Consider the following 16066-nt stretch of genomic DNA (forward strand, 5'->3'; position numbering starts at 1 on the left):
CCGTGCTTTTTCGGTATCGATCGGCATCCTTGATCGCGTCAAGCAGACGGCGGTTCGGCCGCTCCACGAGACGCGCTGCCTATCCTCACGATCCCTCAGTGTGAGGTTTCAACCTTTGGGCCCGGACCTGGCTTCGCCTTCAATTCCGAACATCGTTGCAACACCTCATGCTGGGGGTAGCGCAGGACTTTGTTGTCCTCGAGTTTGAGCAGCAGCTCCCGCCTCTTGTCTGTGCTCTCGCCGTCCGTACACGTCATATCCAGGATGACGACATCCAGGCGGTTGATCTTCTGAACCTTGTCCAACGTGCAGCGGACCTCCCACATTTCCATTGCTTTGTCGGTAAACGTCACTATCGAGTCATTGTTGTCACAGGGCTCGCTGCCTTCCCCAGCGAAAGAATCCTTCCACCATTCCTCGGCAAAAGCCGTTTGCGAGACCAACAAAAGCACTGCGGCAACCGAGCAAATCTTCGTGCGTTTTCCCTCACCCATAACGCGCCCCTCCAGGCCGTGACATTAGGCACTGCTGCAGCGAAAGCAAACCTGGCCGGATATTTGGGCTTTGGGATCAGGAAAAGAAAAGGCCGATGCCTCTCGGCACCGGCCCTGACTGAAGGTCGATATTTCGGCCGCGCTTCTGTGGCGCGGGCCGGATCCGATGCGGCGCCTTACATCCGGTAGGCGATGGTGTCGTTCCAGAAGCGGTCGAGCCGCTGCAAAGCGCGGTTCATCTGCTTGAACTCGTCGGTGTTGATGCCGCCGACCTGTTCGATCGAGCCGACATGACGCTCGTAGAGGCCGGCAACGACCTCCGCCACCTCGTTGCCCTTCGGCGTCAGCGAGACACGGACCGAACGGCGGTCGATGCGCGAGCGCTGGTGGTTGATGAAGCCGAGATCGACCAGCTTCTTCAGATTGTAGGAGACGTTCGAGCCGAGATAGTAGCCACGCGAGCGCAGCTCGCCGGCGGTCAGCTCGGAATTGCCGATATTGAACAGCAGCAGCGCCTGGATGGCATTGATGTCGGAACGGCCGTTGCGGTCGAATTCGTCCTTGATCACATCAAGCAGGCGGCGGTGCAGCCGCTCAACAAGCTGCAGCGATTCCATGTACAGGGAACGGATAGCCTCGCGGCGATCGTCGGATACGTTGGCGGTCTTCGCCGCCGGACGCGAATTGATCATTGTCTTTGCCTCTCGTTTGTCGCCCTGGTGATTTTTTGTTTTTCACCTTGATCGCGACACTATCGAATACTCATAAAATTCGACTTAAACGCTAGGGCTAACAAGAGCTTACCGGTAAGAGGTTTCGCAAGAGGCTTAACGAACGGTCACCCGAGCAAGGATAATTAACCTAAAGATTTCGGCAACGATTGCGGGGCTCATTCGAGGCGACAGCCGGGCCGCCAATGTGCTCAAGGGCTTAGTGGCGGACCGGGCGCTTCTGCAGGTAGATGACGACGCGGAAGACAATGTAGAGCACCGCCACCGCCGCATGCGAGACGACAATCAGCAAGCGATGGCCGAATAGCTCGGGAAAGCCGGCATACATGACCGTCTCGGTCACCGCGCAAATGAACCAGATCACCGGGCCCCAGGACGCCAGCATCCACAGGCCGGCAGCGGCAAAGGGGAAGAACACGGCGAGCACCACCGCCGCGACCTGCCAGTGCACGGGCATCAGGTCGAAACGCCACAGTGTGCCCGGATAAAAGCCGATCAGCCTGATCCAGTAGAGAATGCCGAACAGCAGGCAGTAGCCCGATATGACGCGCTGGAACCAGGCGAAGATCACCTCCACCCCGGAGGGCTGCAGCACGACGCGCCTCGAGGTCACCTCGCTCATATCAAGAGTTCCCGTTCGCCGAGCGGAGCGAAATAGGCGTCGACATCCGCTTCGCTAACCGCAGCGAGGCTTGCCGGCCGCCATTGCGGCTTCGAGCCCTTGTCGATGATGGCGGCGCGGATGCCTTCGTAGAAATCATGGCCGGCGAGCATCCGGTTGAGGATGCGGAACTCCATTTTCATGCAGGCTTCCATGGACAGCGTCAGTCCGGCGCTGATCTGCCGCCAGGCGACGCGCAGGCTGGTCGGCGAGCGGGTGCGGATCGTCGCCAGTGTCTGTGCCGCGAACTCGTCGGCGGCGGCCGCACGCTCGAGGCTGTCGATGACGCGGTTCAGGGACGGTTGCGAAAAATGGCGGACAATCGCCTCCAGCGTCGGCCTGTCGGTTTCTCGCCTTGCCTGCACGAAGAAGCCGCGCAGCACCGATTCCGGATCGCCGGTCAGCGCCAGGCGGTCGAGGAAGCCAGCCTGGTCCTCGGCCTTGATGGTATGGGTGGCCAGCCCCGACCACAGCGCATCGCCATAGCGGATGCGATTGCCGGTCAGCGCCAGATACATGCCGAAGGAGCCGCCGAGATCAGGCAGCAGGTGGCTGGCGCCAACATCCGGAAAAAAGCCGATGCCGACCTCCGGCATGGCAAATTGGGCATTCTCGGTCATCACCCGGTGCGAGCCATGGAAGGAGATTCCGACACCACCGCCCATGACGATGCCGTCGATCAGGGCCACATAAGGTTTCCTATAACTGTTGATGCGGGCGTTGAGGCGATATTCGTCGGCGAAGAACTCGACCGGCGGTTTTCCCGCCCGGCCTGTCTCATAGACATGCAGGATATCGCCGCCGGCCGAAAAGGCCCTGCCCTCGGCCCTGACGACGACGACATCGACGCCCTGGTCGGTCTCCCAGGCGGAAAGGGCAGCGTCGAGCGCCCCGATCATGCGGTGCGTCAAGGCATTGAGCGCCTGCGGCCGCGTCAAGGTGACGACGCCGGCCCGGCCCAGATGTTCGAAGCGGATCTCGTCGCCTCCGCCAAAATCCATCGTGAAGAATCCCTCCCCCGGCCGCCGGGACTGAAGTGCTAAAGCGTGGCGCATGGGTGCGTCAATGGCGAGCACACCGGTGCAAGCTCTGGCCCGGACCAGGAGCCGGTACTAAAAATCGAGCTGCAATACCGAAAAACTGGATAGAGTTCATTCCAGCGCAGCTCTGGCGGGTCTTCAAATGGGACGATTGGTTACGACTCGATTTTCACGCTTTGCGCCGGTGGCAATTGGGCTGAGCATCTGCTTGGCTGTTCACCCTGTCATGGCGGGGACTTTGGAAGACCTCTACAGTTCGCAGACCATCGTCAACGGCAAGTACGAGAAGAACCGCCAGTCCGGCTTCAAGCGCTGTCTCGACGCGGTTCTGGTGCGGATTTCCGGTGATCAGCGCCTGCCGGCGAAACCTGAAATGACGGTATTGCGTGATAAGGCCGGCAGCTTCGTCGCTGGCTTTCGCTACCGCGACCGCATGGAAGGCATTCCCAACCATGACGATCAGGGCACGTACGATCGGCCTCATAATCTTTACTGCCAGTACAAGCCGGCTGACATCGACCCGGTGCTGGCTTCGCTCGACAGCAGGCCGTGGCTGACCGAGCGGCCACGGCTGGCGGTGTTTTTGGTGACCGAACGCGGCCCAAGGCATGCCGCGCTCGATGCCAATGACGAGCGCGGCATGCTGATGCGCGAATCCTTCAGCAATGCCGCCGCGCCACTGGCCATGCAGGTGAGTTTTCCAACGGCAGCACTGCTGTCGCAGGCCGGGCTGGACGATCAGACACTTCGCAACGCCGAGATGACCAAGCTCGACAGCATCGCGAAAAAGGCCGGTGCCGACCAGGCGCTTTCCGGCAACCTTGTCTGGAGCGACAAGGAACTGGGCTGGATCGCCGACTGGCGGCTGGCCATGGCCGGCAAGACCTACATCTGGCAGGTGCGCGGTGTCGGCTTCGACGAAGCTTTCCGTGTCGCCATCAGGGGCGCAGCACAGATTCTGTCAGGCAATGGGCAACCCGAATAGACCTCGACCGCGTCGCTGGCACAATCGTGCCGCATTGGTCAGCGGCGGGAGCTCGTGGTAAAAGCCTGCCCGAACGAGAGTATTGGCGATGAACAAATTCACCCCCGCAAAGCCCGCCGGCGCGCGCGGCGTCGACGAGATCACCGGCAGCCGCCGTCTGCGCCGCATGCGCAAGGCCGACTGGTCGCGCCGTCTCGTGCAGGAGAACCGGCTCACGGTCGACGACCTGATCTGGCCGATCTTCGTCGTCGAGGGCAAGGGTGTCCGCGAGCCGATCGCCGCCATGCCCGGCGTCTTCCGCCTGTCGATCGATCTCGCCGTCAAGGAGGCCGAGCGCGCGGCAAAACTCGGCATTCCGGCACTCGCCACCTTCCCCAATGTCGACATCTCGCTGCGCGACCAGACCGGCTCGCACATCCTCGATCCCAACAATGTCATCAACCGCGCCACCCGTGCGATCAAGGATGCGGTGCCGGAGATCGGCATCATCACCGACGCAGCGCTCGACCCGTTCACCAGCCACGGCCATGACGGCATCCTGCGCGACGGCATCATCGTCAACGACGAGACAGTGGAACAGGTGACCGCCGCTGCTGTCATCCAGGCGGCCGCCGGTGCCGACATCATCGCGCCGTCCGACATGATGGACGGCCGCATCGGCGCCATCCGGGACGCGCTTGACGCCAATGGTTTCCAGGATGTGGCGATCATGTCCTATGCGACCAAATTCGCTTCGGCCTTCTACGGCCCCTATCGCGAGGCGGTGGGCACCGCCGGCCTGCTCAAGGGCGACAAGAAGACCTATTACATCGACCATGCCAATTCCGACGAAGCGGTGAGAGAGGCCGAACAGGACATTGCCGAGGGCGCCGACATGCTGATGGTCAAGCCCGGCCTGCCCTATCTCGACATCATCCGGCGGCTGAAAGACGAGTTCCAGATGCCGACCTTCGCCTACCAGGTGTCGGGCGAATATTCGATGATCAAGGCGGCAGGCGCCAATGGCTGGATCGACGGCGAGAAGGCGATGCTGGAATCGCTGCTCGCCTTCAAGCGCGCCGGCTGCGACGGCATCTTGACCTATTTCGCGCCCGAAGTGGCGGAACTGCTGAAGGGATAGCCGACATTGCTGCGAAGGCTGGGCAAGCATTTCAGATCATTGTTTGTCCCCGTGCCACGCGGCGACACTGCTACGCCCGGCTATCACGCCTACGTCACGCTCCATGACTGGATTGTGCCGAGCCTAAAACTGTCAAACGCTATCGGGCAGCTTTCGGACAAACATAAATCCGCGGTCGAGGCGATATGGGCAGAGCTGGAGAGCGGCCTCGCCGGCTGGAGGACGAAGCATCTGATTCTGGCAGCGGATATTGCCACTGAAGTCCGGGATAGCGTATCGGCGCCTGACCGCGCTGACACGGTCGTCTCCATTCTCGTCGACCAGTCCGGATCGATGCGCGGCCAGAAAATGCTGTACGCGGCTGCTTCAGTCGACATTGCACAGGAGTTTCTGCGGACACTCGGCATAAAGGTCGATATCCTTGGGTTCACCACGCGCAATTGGCGCGGTGGGGAATCGCGGCGCATCTGGAATGAAGATGGCCGGCCCAAAAATCCGGGAAGGCTGAACGACCTGCTGCACATTATCTACCGGCAGGCCGACGACAGCCGTCAGAGCAGTTTGGGTCATGTTCTCAAGCCGATGTTACGGCCGGACCTTCCCAAGGAGAACATCGACGGCGAAGCCATCGAGTGGGCCGTTGGGCGTCTGCGAGAACGACCCGAGGCCCGTAAGGTTCTGCTTGTTGTGTCAGACGGAGCACCCGTTGACGACGCCACGCTGCTGGCAAATGGAGCGCACTATCTCCAAGACCATATTTTGCAGGTGATTGGGCAGGTTGAGGCAGCCGGAGATATCGAATTGCTGGCCGTTGGTCTGGGCTTTGCCGTCGACCGATACTACCGGACGTCGGCGCATTGCGAGGCGCCCGACGAGCTTGCCGGGACGGTGTTGTCCCTCTTGCGGGACCATTTGATCGCTAAACGGGACAGTAAAGTCGAGCCGAGCTGACAAGGCTGCACCCCGCCTTTCGTACCCCAGCGTTGCAGGTCCGCTACGTTGGGAGATTGCTGCCGCCAGAAAACTGCTTGCAATTAAAAACCAGTTTGATACAAAACAACTGCTTGCAAAATACAACTGGTTATCGAGGAGGCTCGCATGTCCAAACTTCGCGTCAACGCTTTCACCCTGTCGCTCGACGGCTATGGCGCCGGTCCTGATCAGGATCTGCAAAATCCGCTCGGCGTCGGTGGGGAATCCTTGCACAAGTGGTTTGTCGACACCCGCACCTTCCGAGAGATGGTGCTCGGACAAGATGGCGGCACCACCGACGTCAACGAGGCGTTCGCGGCGCGCAGCTTCGAAAATGTCGGCGCCTGGATCCTCGGCCGAAACATGTTCGGACCGATCCGCGGCGAGTGGCCTGACGACAGCTGGAAGGGCTGGTGGGGCGACAACCCGCCCTATCATGTGCCGGTTTTCGTGCTCACCCATCACAAGCGGGAACCGATCACGATGGAGGGCGGCACCACTTTCCACTTCGTCACTGACGGTATCCATTCAGCTCTTGAACAGGCTAAGGCTGCCGCTGGCGGCAAGGACGTGCGGGTCGGCGGCGGCGTCGCCACCATCCGGCAATATCTGCAGGAAAAACTGATCGACGAGATGCATCTGGCGATCGCGCCGGTGCTGCTGGGCACGGGCGAGAACCTTTTTACCGGCCTCGACATGCTCAAGCTCGGTTATGTCTGCAACGAGCAGGTGGCGACGCCGCTCGCCACGCACGTCATCATCAAGCGGGCGTAGGTGGAGAGCCAATCTCCCCCCTCGAGGGGGAGATTGCAGCTTCGTCTATCTCAATACTTCTCCGGCACGTAAAGCTCGCGCGGCAGCACTTGGCGTTCGTATTCGGGGTTGAAGACGCGCTCCGGCAGCGTGATCTCCTCGTGCGGCACCTCCTCGTAGGGCAATTGCTTGAGCAGATGGTCGATGCAGTTCAGCCGCGCGCGCTTCTTGTCGTTGCCCTCGACGATGAACCAGGGCGCTTCCGGGATGTTGGTGCGGGCGAAGGTCTCTTCCTTGGCCTTGGTGTATTGCTCCCAGCGCACGCGCGACTGCAGGTCCATCGGCGACAGTTTCCACTGCTTCATCGGATCATGGATGCGCATCAGGAAGCGCATCTGCTGTTCCTCGTCGGTGATCGAGAACCAGTATTTGACCACGGTAATGCCCGAGCGGACCAGCATGCGCTCGAACTCCGGCACGTCGTGAAAGAATTCTTCGACCTGATCGGGCTGGGCAAAACCCATCACCCGCTCGACGCCCGAGCGGTTGTACCATGAGCGGTCGAACAGCACGATCTCGCCGCCGGCCGGCAGATGCGGGACATAGCGCTGGAAATACCATTGCGACTTTTCGCGCTCGGTCGGCGCCGGCAGTGCCACAACACGGCAGATGCGCGGATTGAGCCGCTGGGTGATGCGCTTGATGACACCGCCCTTGCCGGCCGAGTCGCGTCCCTCGAAGATCACCACCAGCTTCTTCTTGTGATAGGCGACCCAGGACTGCAGCTTGATCAATTCGGACTGCAGGCTGATCAGGTCGCGAAAATATTGCATGCGATCGATCGAAGGCGGATGCGAATTCTTGTAGATCTTGGCGATCTCCATCGACAGCGCCGGCTCCGACATTTCGAGCTCATAGTCTTCGTCGAGCGTGTCGGCGAGTTCGGCTTCAAGCCAATCCCTGGCCGCAGAATTCTGTTTTAGCTCGGTCATTATCGGCTGCTCCACTTGCAAGCTCTGTCGATCGGCGCCCCAAACTCCCGGCTTACAGCCCGGAACGGCAACGCCTGAGCCGACTTCAATATAGGCCCGCAATGACGGTTTTATTGCAGCCTGACCTGATCGCCACCACTGCAAAAACCCGCGAGGCATGATCGATCCGCCGCCCTGGCATGGAGACATGCCGCGCAAATTGTCCTACAAATAGCAGCCACATTCGGGCGCCCTTCCCAACCCCTTCTCAATGCAATCGCGAGGACCGACATGGAATACCGCACTCTCGGCCGTTCCGGCCTGAAAGTATCGACGCTGACCATGGGCACCATGACTTTCGGCGGCGCCGGTGCATTTTCGGCTGTCGGCAAGACCGACCTCGACGAGGCGCGCCGGATGATCGATCTCTGCATCGACGCCGGCATCAATGTCATCGACACCGCCAATGTCTATTCGAACGGCATGTCGGAAGAAATCATCGGCGAAGCGCTCGGCGGCAAGCGCAAGGGCGACGTGCTGATCGCCTCCAAGGCACGGATGCGGATCGGCAAAGGTCCCAACGATGAAGGCCTGTCGCGCCATCACCTGATCCGCGAATGCGAGAAGAGCCTGAAGCGGCTCAGGACCGACGTCATCGACATCTATTTCCTGCACGAATGGGATGGCGTGACACCGCTGGAGGAAACCATCGCCGCGCTCGATACGCTGGTTGCCCAGGGCAAGATCCGCTATGTCGGCTGCTCCAACTATTCCGGCTGGCAGGTGATGAAGGCGCTCGGCATCAGCGACAGCCATCATCAGCCCCGCTTCGTCACCCAGCAGATCCATTACACGCTGGAAGCGCGCGAGGCGGAGTACGAACTGCTGCCGATTTCCGTCGACCAGGGGTTGGGCGTTCTGGTCTGGAGCCCGCTTGCCGGCGGATTGCTGTCCGGTAAATACCGCCGTGACAGCCCCACCGCCCGGCAGCTCGCCGGCTGGTCCGAACCGCCGATCCGCGACGAGGACCGGCTGTGGCGGATCGTCGATGTGCTTGTGGAGATCGGCGCGCAGCGCGGGGTGTCGGCAGCGCAGGTGGCGCTGGCTTGGCTGCTTGGCCGGCCGTCCATCAGTTCCTTGGTGATCGGTGGCAGGACGGAAACGCAGTTCCGGGACAACATCGCGGCGGCAAGCCTGGTGCTTTCCGGCGAGGAGCGCGAGCGCCTCGACGCGGTCAGCCGGCCGCCCTTGCTCTATCCCTACTGGCACCAGCAACTGACGGCAAAGGACCGTTTTGGTGCCGCCGATCTGGTGATTGACCGAAGCGGCATCTGATCGGCAAATCGACGGCGATAGGTATCGCCACCGCAATGATGGGCCTGGCCCTTCATTGCGACGCGCATCTTGCAAGCCTGGCCATCATCGACGCACTATCGCTTCAGCTGTTGTGTTTGACGGCTAATGCTCCTAGGCAGGACCAGAGCCGCGAGGCAGTGAAAAGGAGCCGATATGGCGCGACCACCAAATTACGATCAGGAACGCAAGGAACGCGACCGCCAGAAGGCGGCCAAGAAGGCCGAGAAGCTGGCAGCCAAGGTTGCAGCGAGGGAACGTTCGAAGCCCGAAGACGAGACTGAAGCCGAAACCGAAACGGCAAAGTGACGGCAAACGGCCCGCAGATGCGGGCCGCGCCCCAATTCGGATTGCCGCCCCGGATGTCGCCTTGTGTCAGGCCGGCGCCTTGTCGCTGACGAACACGTCCACTTCGCGTGCTGCCGCGATGAAGGCGCGCCTGGCGTTCATCGCCGGCTTGTCGCCGGCCAGTGCGTCATGGCAGGCCTGCAGGGCCGCGCGATGCTTGGGGCTGCGCTTGCCGGGCCAGCTGTTGAGGAGGTAGTCGGAAGCCTCACGCGCCGTGCGCAAGAGCTGAGTGCTTCCCGCCGCGACTGACTTCACAGTCACAGGTGTTTCAAATCGGTTGTTTTCCATGGCCGCTCCTTACGCCATCGGCGTCTGCGAAGCGAGGCGAAAGTGCGCATACATCCAGACGCCGCTTTGCGCCCCTTCATCCACTCTCAAGCAGCAACGACGGCAAAGCCTCTGGCGCGAAGACCGCGCCGATCGTTGGCGAGCGACGTCACCAGCCGGTCGCGGCTGCCGACGATGTGGACCGAGAGCAGGCGCGCGGCTTCATCGGCGTCGCCAAGGCGCGTGGCCGCCAGAATGGCGCGATGTTCAGCCCAGGCGCGGGCAAGGGCCGCTTCGTCGCGAACCTCCAGCCAGCGCGCCCGCGACAGGCGCGTCATGGCATCGCGCACCGCCCTAAACAGGAATTCATTGCCCGACAGACGCGCCAGTTCGATGTGAAAATCCATGCCGACGCGATGCCATTCCTCGCGCGGCGTGTCGTTGTCGCAGGACTCGAGCATCGCCTCGATGACATCGACGGCGCTCCGGTCCGCCAGGCTGCATGTCAGGCGAAGCGCCGCAACCTCGACCGCCTCCCTGTAGACGGCGATCTGCTGGAGTTCAGCCAGATTGATCGGCGACACCGTCCAGCCACGTCCGTCCCTGCCGACCAGGCCCTCGGTCTCAAGCCGCAGCAGTGCTGCCCTGACCGGGGTTCGCGACGCGCCGAAGCGGCTCTCGATCCAGCGCTCGGTCAGCTTCTCGCCGGGACCGATCTCGAGGCCCAGGATCATTTGCCGAAGCTGTTTCTCGACGCTCTGCATCTGCGACATTGTCGTTTTCCATTTTTTGATCGTTGCTGGCGATCGTCTTGCCGGCCGCCTTTTCCGATCACGTTTGAGACGGTCGCATTGACAGCGGTCAAGCTTGCGTCCATCAGGGGCACCATCTTGGTATCCCAATTTGGTATCCGCAGCAACCATCGATAAAGAGTTGCTGGGACAGGACATATGACATGCAGCAGCAGAGCACGCCCCCGGCAACCGACAGCACCTACAACATTCACTGGCGGCGCAATCTGTTCGTGTGCTTTGCCGGATCGTTTTCGACGCTTGTCGCCATGACGCTGCTGCTGCCGTTCCTGCCGCTCTATATCGAGCAGCTCGGCGCCGAGGGCCACGCGGCGATCGTGCAGTGGTCGGGGATCGCCTATGGCGCGACATTCTTCGCGGCGGCGCTGGTGGCGCCGCTCTGGGGACGTCTCGGCGACCGCTACGGCCGCAAGGTGATGCTGGTTCGCGCCAGCTTCGGCATGGCCATATGCATGTCGCTGACCGGCATGGTGCAGACGGTCTGGCAACTGGTGCTGCTGCGGCTGCTGATCGGTTTTGCCGGCGGCTATTCCTCGGGATCGACCATCCTCGTCGCCATGCAGACGCCGAAGGAGCGTTCCGGCTGGGCGTTGGGCCTGCTGTCGGCCGGTATCACGGGTGGGGCTCTGGTCGGTCCGCTGGTTGGCGGCGCCCTGCCGCCGCTGATCGGCATCCGCGCCACCTTTCTCCTCTCCGGCGGCGTCATCTTCCTGGCGTTCCTGGCAACCACGTTTCTGATCAAGGAGAATCCCCGGCCGAAAACAGCGGACGCCGCAGCGACGCAGAAGCGGAAAGGCGGCTGGTCACAAATCCCCGACAAGCGGCCTGTCGTCGCCATGCTGGCGACCGGCATGCTGTTGAGCTTCGCCACCATGTCGATCGAGCCGATCATCACCGTCTATGTGCAGCAGTTGATTGCGGACCAAAGCCGTGTGACGCTGATATCAGGCGTCGTCATGTCGGCGGCGGCCCTTGGCGCCATCCTGTCGGCCTCGCGTCTCGGCAAGCTCGCCGACCGCATCGGCCACTGGAACGTCATCATCGGCGCGCTTGCCGTCTCGGCGCTGCTGCTGATCCCGCAGGCCTTCGTCACGCAAAGCTGGCAACTCATCGGCCTGCGCTTCCTGATGGGCCTGGCGCTGGGCGGCCTCTTGCCGTGCATCACCAGCGTTATCCGTCACAATGTGCCTGACGGCGTCGGCGGCAACGTGCTCGGGTTGTCGATTTCCGCCCAGTATGTCGGGCAGGTCGCCGGCCCCCTGCTGGGCGGCTTTGCCGGTGGTCATTTCGGCATGCGCTCGGTGTTTCTGGGCACATCCGTCTTGATGGCGGGGGGCGCGGTGTATAACTGGCTCGCACAGTCGCGCCGCGAGCAGGACATGCTCGCCAAAGCCGGCAAGTCCTGACGGGATTGGGCATCCCCCTGATATCACGGAGCCATGGACATGAGCACGGCCGAACGACCTTCCGACAACAGCGGCCGTATCCTCGTCCTGGCCGGCGGCCTGTGCGGCGGCGCCGGCGTGGCGCTGTCGGCCGCGGCAGCGCATCTGGGCGGCGCCTTCGTCGGCACCGCCGCATCCTTCCTGCTGATGCATGCGCCGGTCTTCCTTGCCGCCGGATTGCTTGGCGCGAACCGGATGCTGCGCATCGGCAGCCTGATCCTGCTGGTTGGGCTTCTGCTGTTCTGCGGCGATCTGCTGGCGCGCGATTTCATCGGGTCGCGGCTGTTCCCGCTGTCGGCGCCGATCGGCGGCACGCTACTCATTGCCGGCTGGCTGGCGATCGCTGCCTCGGCGCTGGTGCGCGTGCGTCCCTGACGCCTCGGCGCGCCCGCCGGCACCAAACGTCAAAGCGTGGCTGCTAGTCTTGCCGACGCTCGGGCTTGATGAGCAATTCGCGATTGCGTCGCCGCAGCTTGGCCAACCAGCGCTCTTGCGGCCTTTTGGAAGCCGGCGCGATGCCCCAATAGTTGCGGTAGATGTCTTCGAACAGATAGCTGACGGGGTGCATGATGTGCTTCCTTTAGATTCTTGAATCGATCCAATCGACAGGCGCGAAAACCGACCCCGCTCAGCTCCGCTTGCGCTCCACAAGGAACCGCAACTCGCGAACCCATGGGCTGGCTTTGCCGCGGCGCTTCTGCGTCGTGGTGTTCGACGAGATGCTCCAGTCGTTGCGGTAAATGTCTTCGAACAGAAAATTGACGGGATGCATGGCACAACTCCCCTGAATATGTTGAATCGATCCAATTCAGAGAACCATCGCTCACTTGGATCGATTCAAATATACGCCTTGGCGAGGCTGCGATCAAGTCAAGATTTGAACCGATCCAACGAAAGTGTTAGATGGGAGGGATTCAGGAGACGAAGATGGCGCCACTTATCTCTGCAAAGACAAGACCGGTCCGGCTGGCGGACATTGCCAAGGCGGCCGGCGTGTCGCACGGCACCGCGTCCAACGTGTTCGCCCGTCCGGAGATCGTGCGTGAGGAGGTCCGCGAGCGGGTCAAGGCGGCAGCCGAGGCCATGGGATATGGCGGCCCCGATCCCAAGGGCCGGCTGCTGCGCGCCGGCAAGGTCAATGCCATCGGTGTCGCGACCGCGGAACCCCTCTCCTATTTCTTCGACGACCCCTTTGCCCGGGTGATGATGGCCAGCATCTCGCAGGCTTGCGACGCGACCGGTGCGGGGATTTCGTTGGTCTCCGCAGCCAACAACGAACAGCTTGCCTGGAACATACAGAGTGCGCTGGTCGACGGTTTCATCGTCTTTTGCGTCGATGGCGGTTCAAGGCTGGTCGAACTGGCGCGTGAACGCAAACTCCCCTTTGTCGCGCTCGATCTCGATTCGGACGACGACGACGCCGTTGCAGCGATCGGCGTCGACAACATCGCCGGGGCTGGCCTGGCGGCCCGCCACCTGACCGAACTCGGACATCGCCGCTTTGCCGTGCTTGCCCTGCCCGTCGCGGACTCCGGCTTCGGCCCCACCACAAGGGAGCAGATGGAGAAGGCCCTCTATTCCGGGACGCGCGACCGCCTGCGTGGCTATTTCGCGGAACTCTCCCGCGTCGACATCGACGTCGAGCGTGTGCCGATCTACGAAACCGTCAATGACGAGGAAAGCGTGCGGGCCGGCCTCGATCATATTTTCGCCGGCGCCGAGACCCCGACCGCCATCCTGGCTATGTCAGACAGGATGGCCTTGCATGCATTGGACTGGCTGCGGCAGCGTGGCGTCACGGTACCCGGCGACGTTTCGATCGTCGGCTTCGACGGTGTTCCGGAAGGAGCGGTTTCCAGTCCGCCGCTGACCACGATCGTCCAGCCGATCGCCGAGATGGGCCGTCTTGCCGTCAAGGCGATCCTTGAAAATGATGGCTCGTTCAGCCGGCAATCGCTGCCGGTCCAACTCGTGGTGCGAGCTTCATCCGGCCCCTCGCCCGCCTAAGCTCAACGGCCCATTCTTGTCGCCATGGTCGGCATCGCGAAGGATGCAGCATGGACGCGCGGTGCGGCGTTGTGAGCCGGCCTGCTTTTGCCGGGCCAGCCAAGGCCCGAAAGCCATTCCAGATAGTAGGCAAGCGCGAACTGCATGACGATGCCGGCCGATATCAACAGGCTGTCATAGGCAAATCCGCCCGGATTGATCAGCTTCAGCACCTGCGCCGCCATTGCAAGGACCGTGCCGGCAATGAAAACCGGCAGCGATCGTTTGCCCAATATGGCAAGCGGATGATCGCGCCCGGTGCGAAACAGGTTCGAGACCGCCGGGAATGCCACGATCAGGTAGCTCACCGCCAATATATGCAGCAGCCTCGGCAGCGACAGAAACGTCTTGTCGAAGCCGGTCAGCACCGGAGGCAGGCCAAACCAGGAGATATGCCCCCAAAGCGGGCTGTGCACCCAGACCAGCGCGGTTGCGGTGTAGGCCAAGGCAGCGCCAACCAGCCAGCGATTGACCGGGATGATGCCGCCGCGACGCACATGCAGCGTGCCTGCCAGGCCGATGTTGAAAAGGAACTGCCACGACAGCGGGTTGAGAAACCAGAAGCCGGGCTCGGGATAGTTGGGCGGAGCAATTTGATAAACCCCCGCGACCAGCCACAGGGCGCCGGAGGCGACCAGTGCCGAGACCGGCCGATAGCTGACAATGAGCAGGAACACCGGCGTCAGCAAGAGCAGCACCGCATAGACGGGCAGTATGTTGTTGTAGCCGAGTTGGTGGCCGAGCGTCGCGATGCCGATCAGCACCTGCGGCGTATTCTTGATCAACGGCTCGATGTTGATCATCGTCAGAAGCTCCGGCCGCCTGACGAACACTGCCGCCGCGCAGAAGATGGCCATCACCACCATGGTGGTGACGATGTGGGCGGCATAGAGGACACCGGCGCGGCGCCACATCTTCAACGTTGCCAGCAGCCGGTTTCCAGGTTGGAATTTCCTGCCATAGGCAAGTGCGACCGAGATGCCGGAGATCAGTACGAAGACTTCCGCCGCATCGGAAAAGCCGAAATTCTTGTAGGTCAGATACTCGAAGGCGGTACCTGGCACATGGTCGACATAGATGGTCAGCAAAGCGAGAGCACGGAGCACGTCTATGCGCGTGTCGCGCTCAGTGCGATCCGGGACACGCGCATCGCGGTCCGGGGAAATCTGGGTGGTCATCGACAAAAAGGCCTCAAAGCTGGTTGTTCATACCGGGCAATGCGACCCCCGGCGCACCGCTTCGATTCCTCCCGAAGGAATGTTATCGGCGGAGAAACGGACTGTAATGTGCCCGGTTCAATCAACTTTCGCGGAGCTTGAAAATATTGCGTTTTGAAGCCGGCAAATTGAGCGAAACCTCATATAATCAAGAGGATGCGCGATGATCGAAGAGACCTCACAAGATGGTGCGCTGGGGCGTGATCTCGCCTTCAGCTACCGGCTTTACAGCCCGGCGGATTCAACCGGCGAATGTCTCTTCCTGCTGCATGGGTCGGGTGTCGACGAGACGACACTGGTGCCGCTGGCGCGAGAGATCGCACCGCGTGCCACGCTCATCGCGGTGCGCGGCCGCGTTGTCCAGGAGGATGGTTTCCGCTGGTTCGCGCGCATCACGCCGACGCGCTTCGAACAGGCAAGCATCCGCACCGAAACCGAGGCCTTTGCGGGCTTCGTCGCCGACGCGGCCACACATCACCATCTCGACCTCTCGCGCACAATTTTCCTCGGCTATTCGAACGGTGCCAATCTGGTTTCGAGCCTGATGCTGCTGCATCCGGGCCTTGTCGAGCGCGCCGCGCTGCTGCGGCCGATGCCGGTGCTCGATGACGTGCCGGCGACGGATCTGTCAAAGGTGCGGGTGCTGATGATCGCCGGCGCCACCGACCTCACCTATGCGCCTTTCGCCCCTGCTCTGGTGACATTGCTCAGCCGGCATGGCGCCGAGATCGACGCCAGGATTGTCCCGTCAGGTCATGAATTCGGCAGCGCCGACGCCGCAATCGTCAGGCAATGGCGGCCGGGATCGGCGGCGCAGGCAGGTTGACGGACTCACCAGCATGACCAGCCGC

Annotated in this window: 20 protein-coding genes; 10 read left to right on the forward strand and 10 right to left on the reverse strand. The window is 62.0% G+C overall.

What is annotated here, in order from left to right; all coding sequences use genetic code 11:
- Positions 1–95 precede the first annotated feature (95 nt).
- From NKI69_RS10750 to NKI69_RS10765, 4 genes are all read right to left on the reverse strand, one after another.
- On the reverse strand, positions 96–494 hold the full coding sequence (locus NKI69_RS10750) for a hypothetical protein (protein WP_352611698.1): 399 nt from the start codon (positions 492–494) through the stop codon (positions 96–98).
- Between the two features lie 176 nt (positions 495–670).
- Complete coding sequence (gene ldtR, locus NKI69_RS10755; RefSeq protein ID WP_008875359.1) at positions 671–1186, reverse strand: transcriptional regulator LdtR; 516 nt, start codon at positions 1184–1186, stop codon at positions 671–673.
- 238 nt (positions 1187–1424) lie between these two features.
- Entirely contained in the window at positions 1425–1847 is a 423-nt protein-coding gene (locus tag NKI69_RS10760) for a DUF6163 family protein (RefSeq protein WP_023810222.1), read from the reverse strand.
- The gene (locus NKI69_RS10765) at positions 1844–2887 is read right to left on the reverse strand and encodes an enoyl-CoA hydratase/isomerase family protein (RefSeq protein WP_352721229.1); all 1044 of its coding nucleotides are present in this window, start codon (positions 2885–2887) and stop codon (positions 1844–1846) included. The genes NKI69_RS10760 and NKI69_RS10765 overlap by 4 nt, the downstream gene beginning before the upstream one ends.
- A 247-nt stretch (positions 2888–3134) precedes the next feature.
- On the opposite strand from NKI69_RS10765, the gene NKI69_RS10770 reads away from it, so the two are divergent.
- The 4 genes from NKI69_RS10770 to NKI69_RS10785 all read left to right on the forward strand — a co-directional run bounded on the left by NKI69_RS10770 (position 3135) and on the right by NKI69_RS10785 (position 6777).
- Complete coding sequence (locus tag NKI69_RS10770; RefSeq protein ID WP_245273170.1) at positions 3135–3911, forward strand: DUF8605 domain-containing protein; 777 nt, start codon at positions 3135–3137, stop codon at positions 3909–3911.
- Between the two features lie 88 nt (positions 3912–3999).
- Positions 4000–5031 carry a porphobilinogen synthase gene (gene hemB / locus NKI69_RS10775; RefSeq protein ID WP_023810219.1) on the forward strand — a complete coding sequence of 344 codons (1032 nt, stop codon included), beginning with the start codon at positions 4000–4002 and terminating at the stop codon, positions 5029–5031.
- A 6-nt stretch (positions 5032–5037) separates the two neighbouring features.
- Complete coding sequence (locus NKI69_RS10780; RefSeq protein WP_352442539.1) at positions 5038–5982, forward strand: cobaltochelatase CobT-related protein; 945 nt, start codon at positions 5038–5040, stop codon at positions 5980–5982.
- A 147-nt stretch (positions 5983–6129) separates the two neighbouring features.
- Positions 6130–6777, forward strand: a complete 648-nt coding sequence (locus NKI69_RS10785; RefSeq protein ID WP_023810218.1) for a dihydrofolate reductase family protein — start codon at positions 6130–6132, stop codon at positions 6775–6777.
- A 50-nt stretch (positions 6778–6827) separates the two neighbouring features.
- On the opposite strand, the gene ppk2 is transcribed toward NKI69_RS10785, so the two are convergent.
- Positions 6828–7748, reverse strand: coding sequence for a polyphosphate kinase 2 (gene ppk2, locus NKI69_RS10790; RefSeq protein ID WP_352721232.1), 921 nt, complete (start codon positions 7746–7748; stop codon positions 6828–6830).
- A gap of 270 nt (positions 7749–8018) precedes the next feature.
- Between ppk2 and NKI69_RS10795 the strand changes: the two genes are divergently transcribed.
- A complete protein-coding gene (locus tag NKI69_RS10795) occupies positions 8019–9062 on the forward strand; it encodes an aldo/keto reductase (RefSeq protein WP_352721234.1) in 1044 nt (347 codons plus the stop codon).
- Positions 9063–9236: 174 nt separating this feature from the next.
- Complete coding sequence (locus tag NKI69_RS10800; protein WP_013532262.1) at positions 9237–9389, forward strand: hypothetical protein; 153 nt, start codon at positions 9237–9239, stop codon at positions 9387–9389.
- A gap of 66 nt (positions 9390–9455) precedes the next feature.
- Here NKI69_RS10800 and NKI69_RS10805 read toward each other — a convergent pair whose 3' ends face one another.
- Complete coding sequence (locus NKI69_RS10805) at positions 9456–9689, reverse strand: DUF982 domain-containing protein (protein ID WP_244506945.1); 234 nt, start codon at positions 9687–9689, stop codon at positions 9456–9458.
- Positions 9690–9802: 113 nt separating this feature from the next.
- Complete coding sequence (locus NKI69_RS10810; protein WP_352721236.1) at positions 9803–10468, reverse strand: GntR family transcriptional regulator; 666 nt, start codon at positions 10466–10468, stop codon at positions 9803–9805.
- 182 nt (positions 10469–10650) lie between these two features.
- Here NKI69_RS10810 and NKI69_RS10815 point away from each other — a divergent pair, with 182 nt between their 5' ends.
- On the forward strand, positions 10651–11913 hold the full coding sequence (locus NKI69_RS10815; protein ID WP_352721238.1) for a multidrug efflux MFS transporter: 1263 nt from the start codon (positions 10651–10653) through the stop codon (positions 11911–11913).
- A 39-nt stretch (positions 11914–11952) separates the two neighbouring features.
- Positions 11953–12327 carry a DUF423 domain-containing protein gene (locus NKI69_RS10820; RefSeq protein ID WP_352584498.1) on the forward strand — a complete coding sequence of 125 codons (375 nt, stop codon included), beginning with the start codon at positions 11953–11955 and terminating at the stop codon, positions 12325–12327.
- Between the two features lie 43 nt (positions 12328–12370).
- Here NKI69_RS10820 and NKI69_RS10825 read toward each other — a convergent pair whose 3' ends face one another.
- Together NKI69_RS10825 and NKI69_RS10830 are read right to left on the reverse strand one after the other, a co-directional pair.
- Complete coding sequence (locus tag NKI69_RS10825) at positions 12371–12520, reverse strand: hypothetical protein (protein WP_127288860.1); 150 nt, start codon at positions 12518–12520, stop codon at positions 12371–12373.
- A 60-nt stretch (positions 12521–12580) separates the two neighbouring features.
- Entirely contained in the window at positions 12581–12724 is a 144-nt protein-coding gene (locus NKI69_RS10830) for a hypothetical protein (protein ID WP_126068772.1), read from the reverse strand.
- Between the two features lie 155 nt (positions 12725–12879).
- Here NKI69_RS10830 and NKI69_RS10835 point away from each other — a divergent pair, with 155 nt between their 5' ends.
- Positions 12880–13959 carry a LacI family DNA-binding transcriptional regulator gene (locus tag NKI69_RS10835; protein WP_128305702.1) on the forward strand — a complete coding sequence of 360 codons (1080 nt, stop codon included), beginning with the start codon at positions 12880–12882 and terminating at the stop codon, positions 13957–13959.
- Between the two features lie 2 nt (positions 13960–13961).
- On the opposite strand, the gene NKI69_RS10840 is transcribed toward NKI69_RS10835, so the two are convergent.
- The gene (locus tag NKI69_RS10840; protein WP_352721241.1) at positions 13962–15176 is read right to left on the reverse strand and encodes an OpgC family protein; all 1215 of its coding nucleotides are present in this window, start codon (positions 15174–15176) and stop codon (positions 13962–13964) included.
- Positions 15177–15378: 202 nt separating this feature from the next.
- Here NKI69_RS10840 and NKI69_RS10845 point away from each other — a divergent pair, with 202 nt between their 5' ends.
- Positions 15379–16041 carry an alpha/beta hydrolase gene (locus tag NKI69_RS10845; RefSeq protein ID WP_352721243.1) on the forward strand — a complete coding sequence of 221 codons (663 nt, stop codon included), beginning with the start codon at positions 15379–15381 and terminating at the stop codon, positions 16039–16041.
- Positions 16042–16066 lie beyond the last annotated feature (25 nt).

It is taken from the genome of Mesorhizobium sp. M0491, assembly GCF_040321265.1.
In the GTDB taxonomy this organism is placed as follows: Bacteria; Pseudomonadota; Alphaproteobacteria; order Rhizobiales; family Rhizobiaceae; genus Mesorhizobium.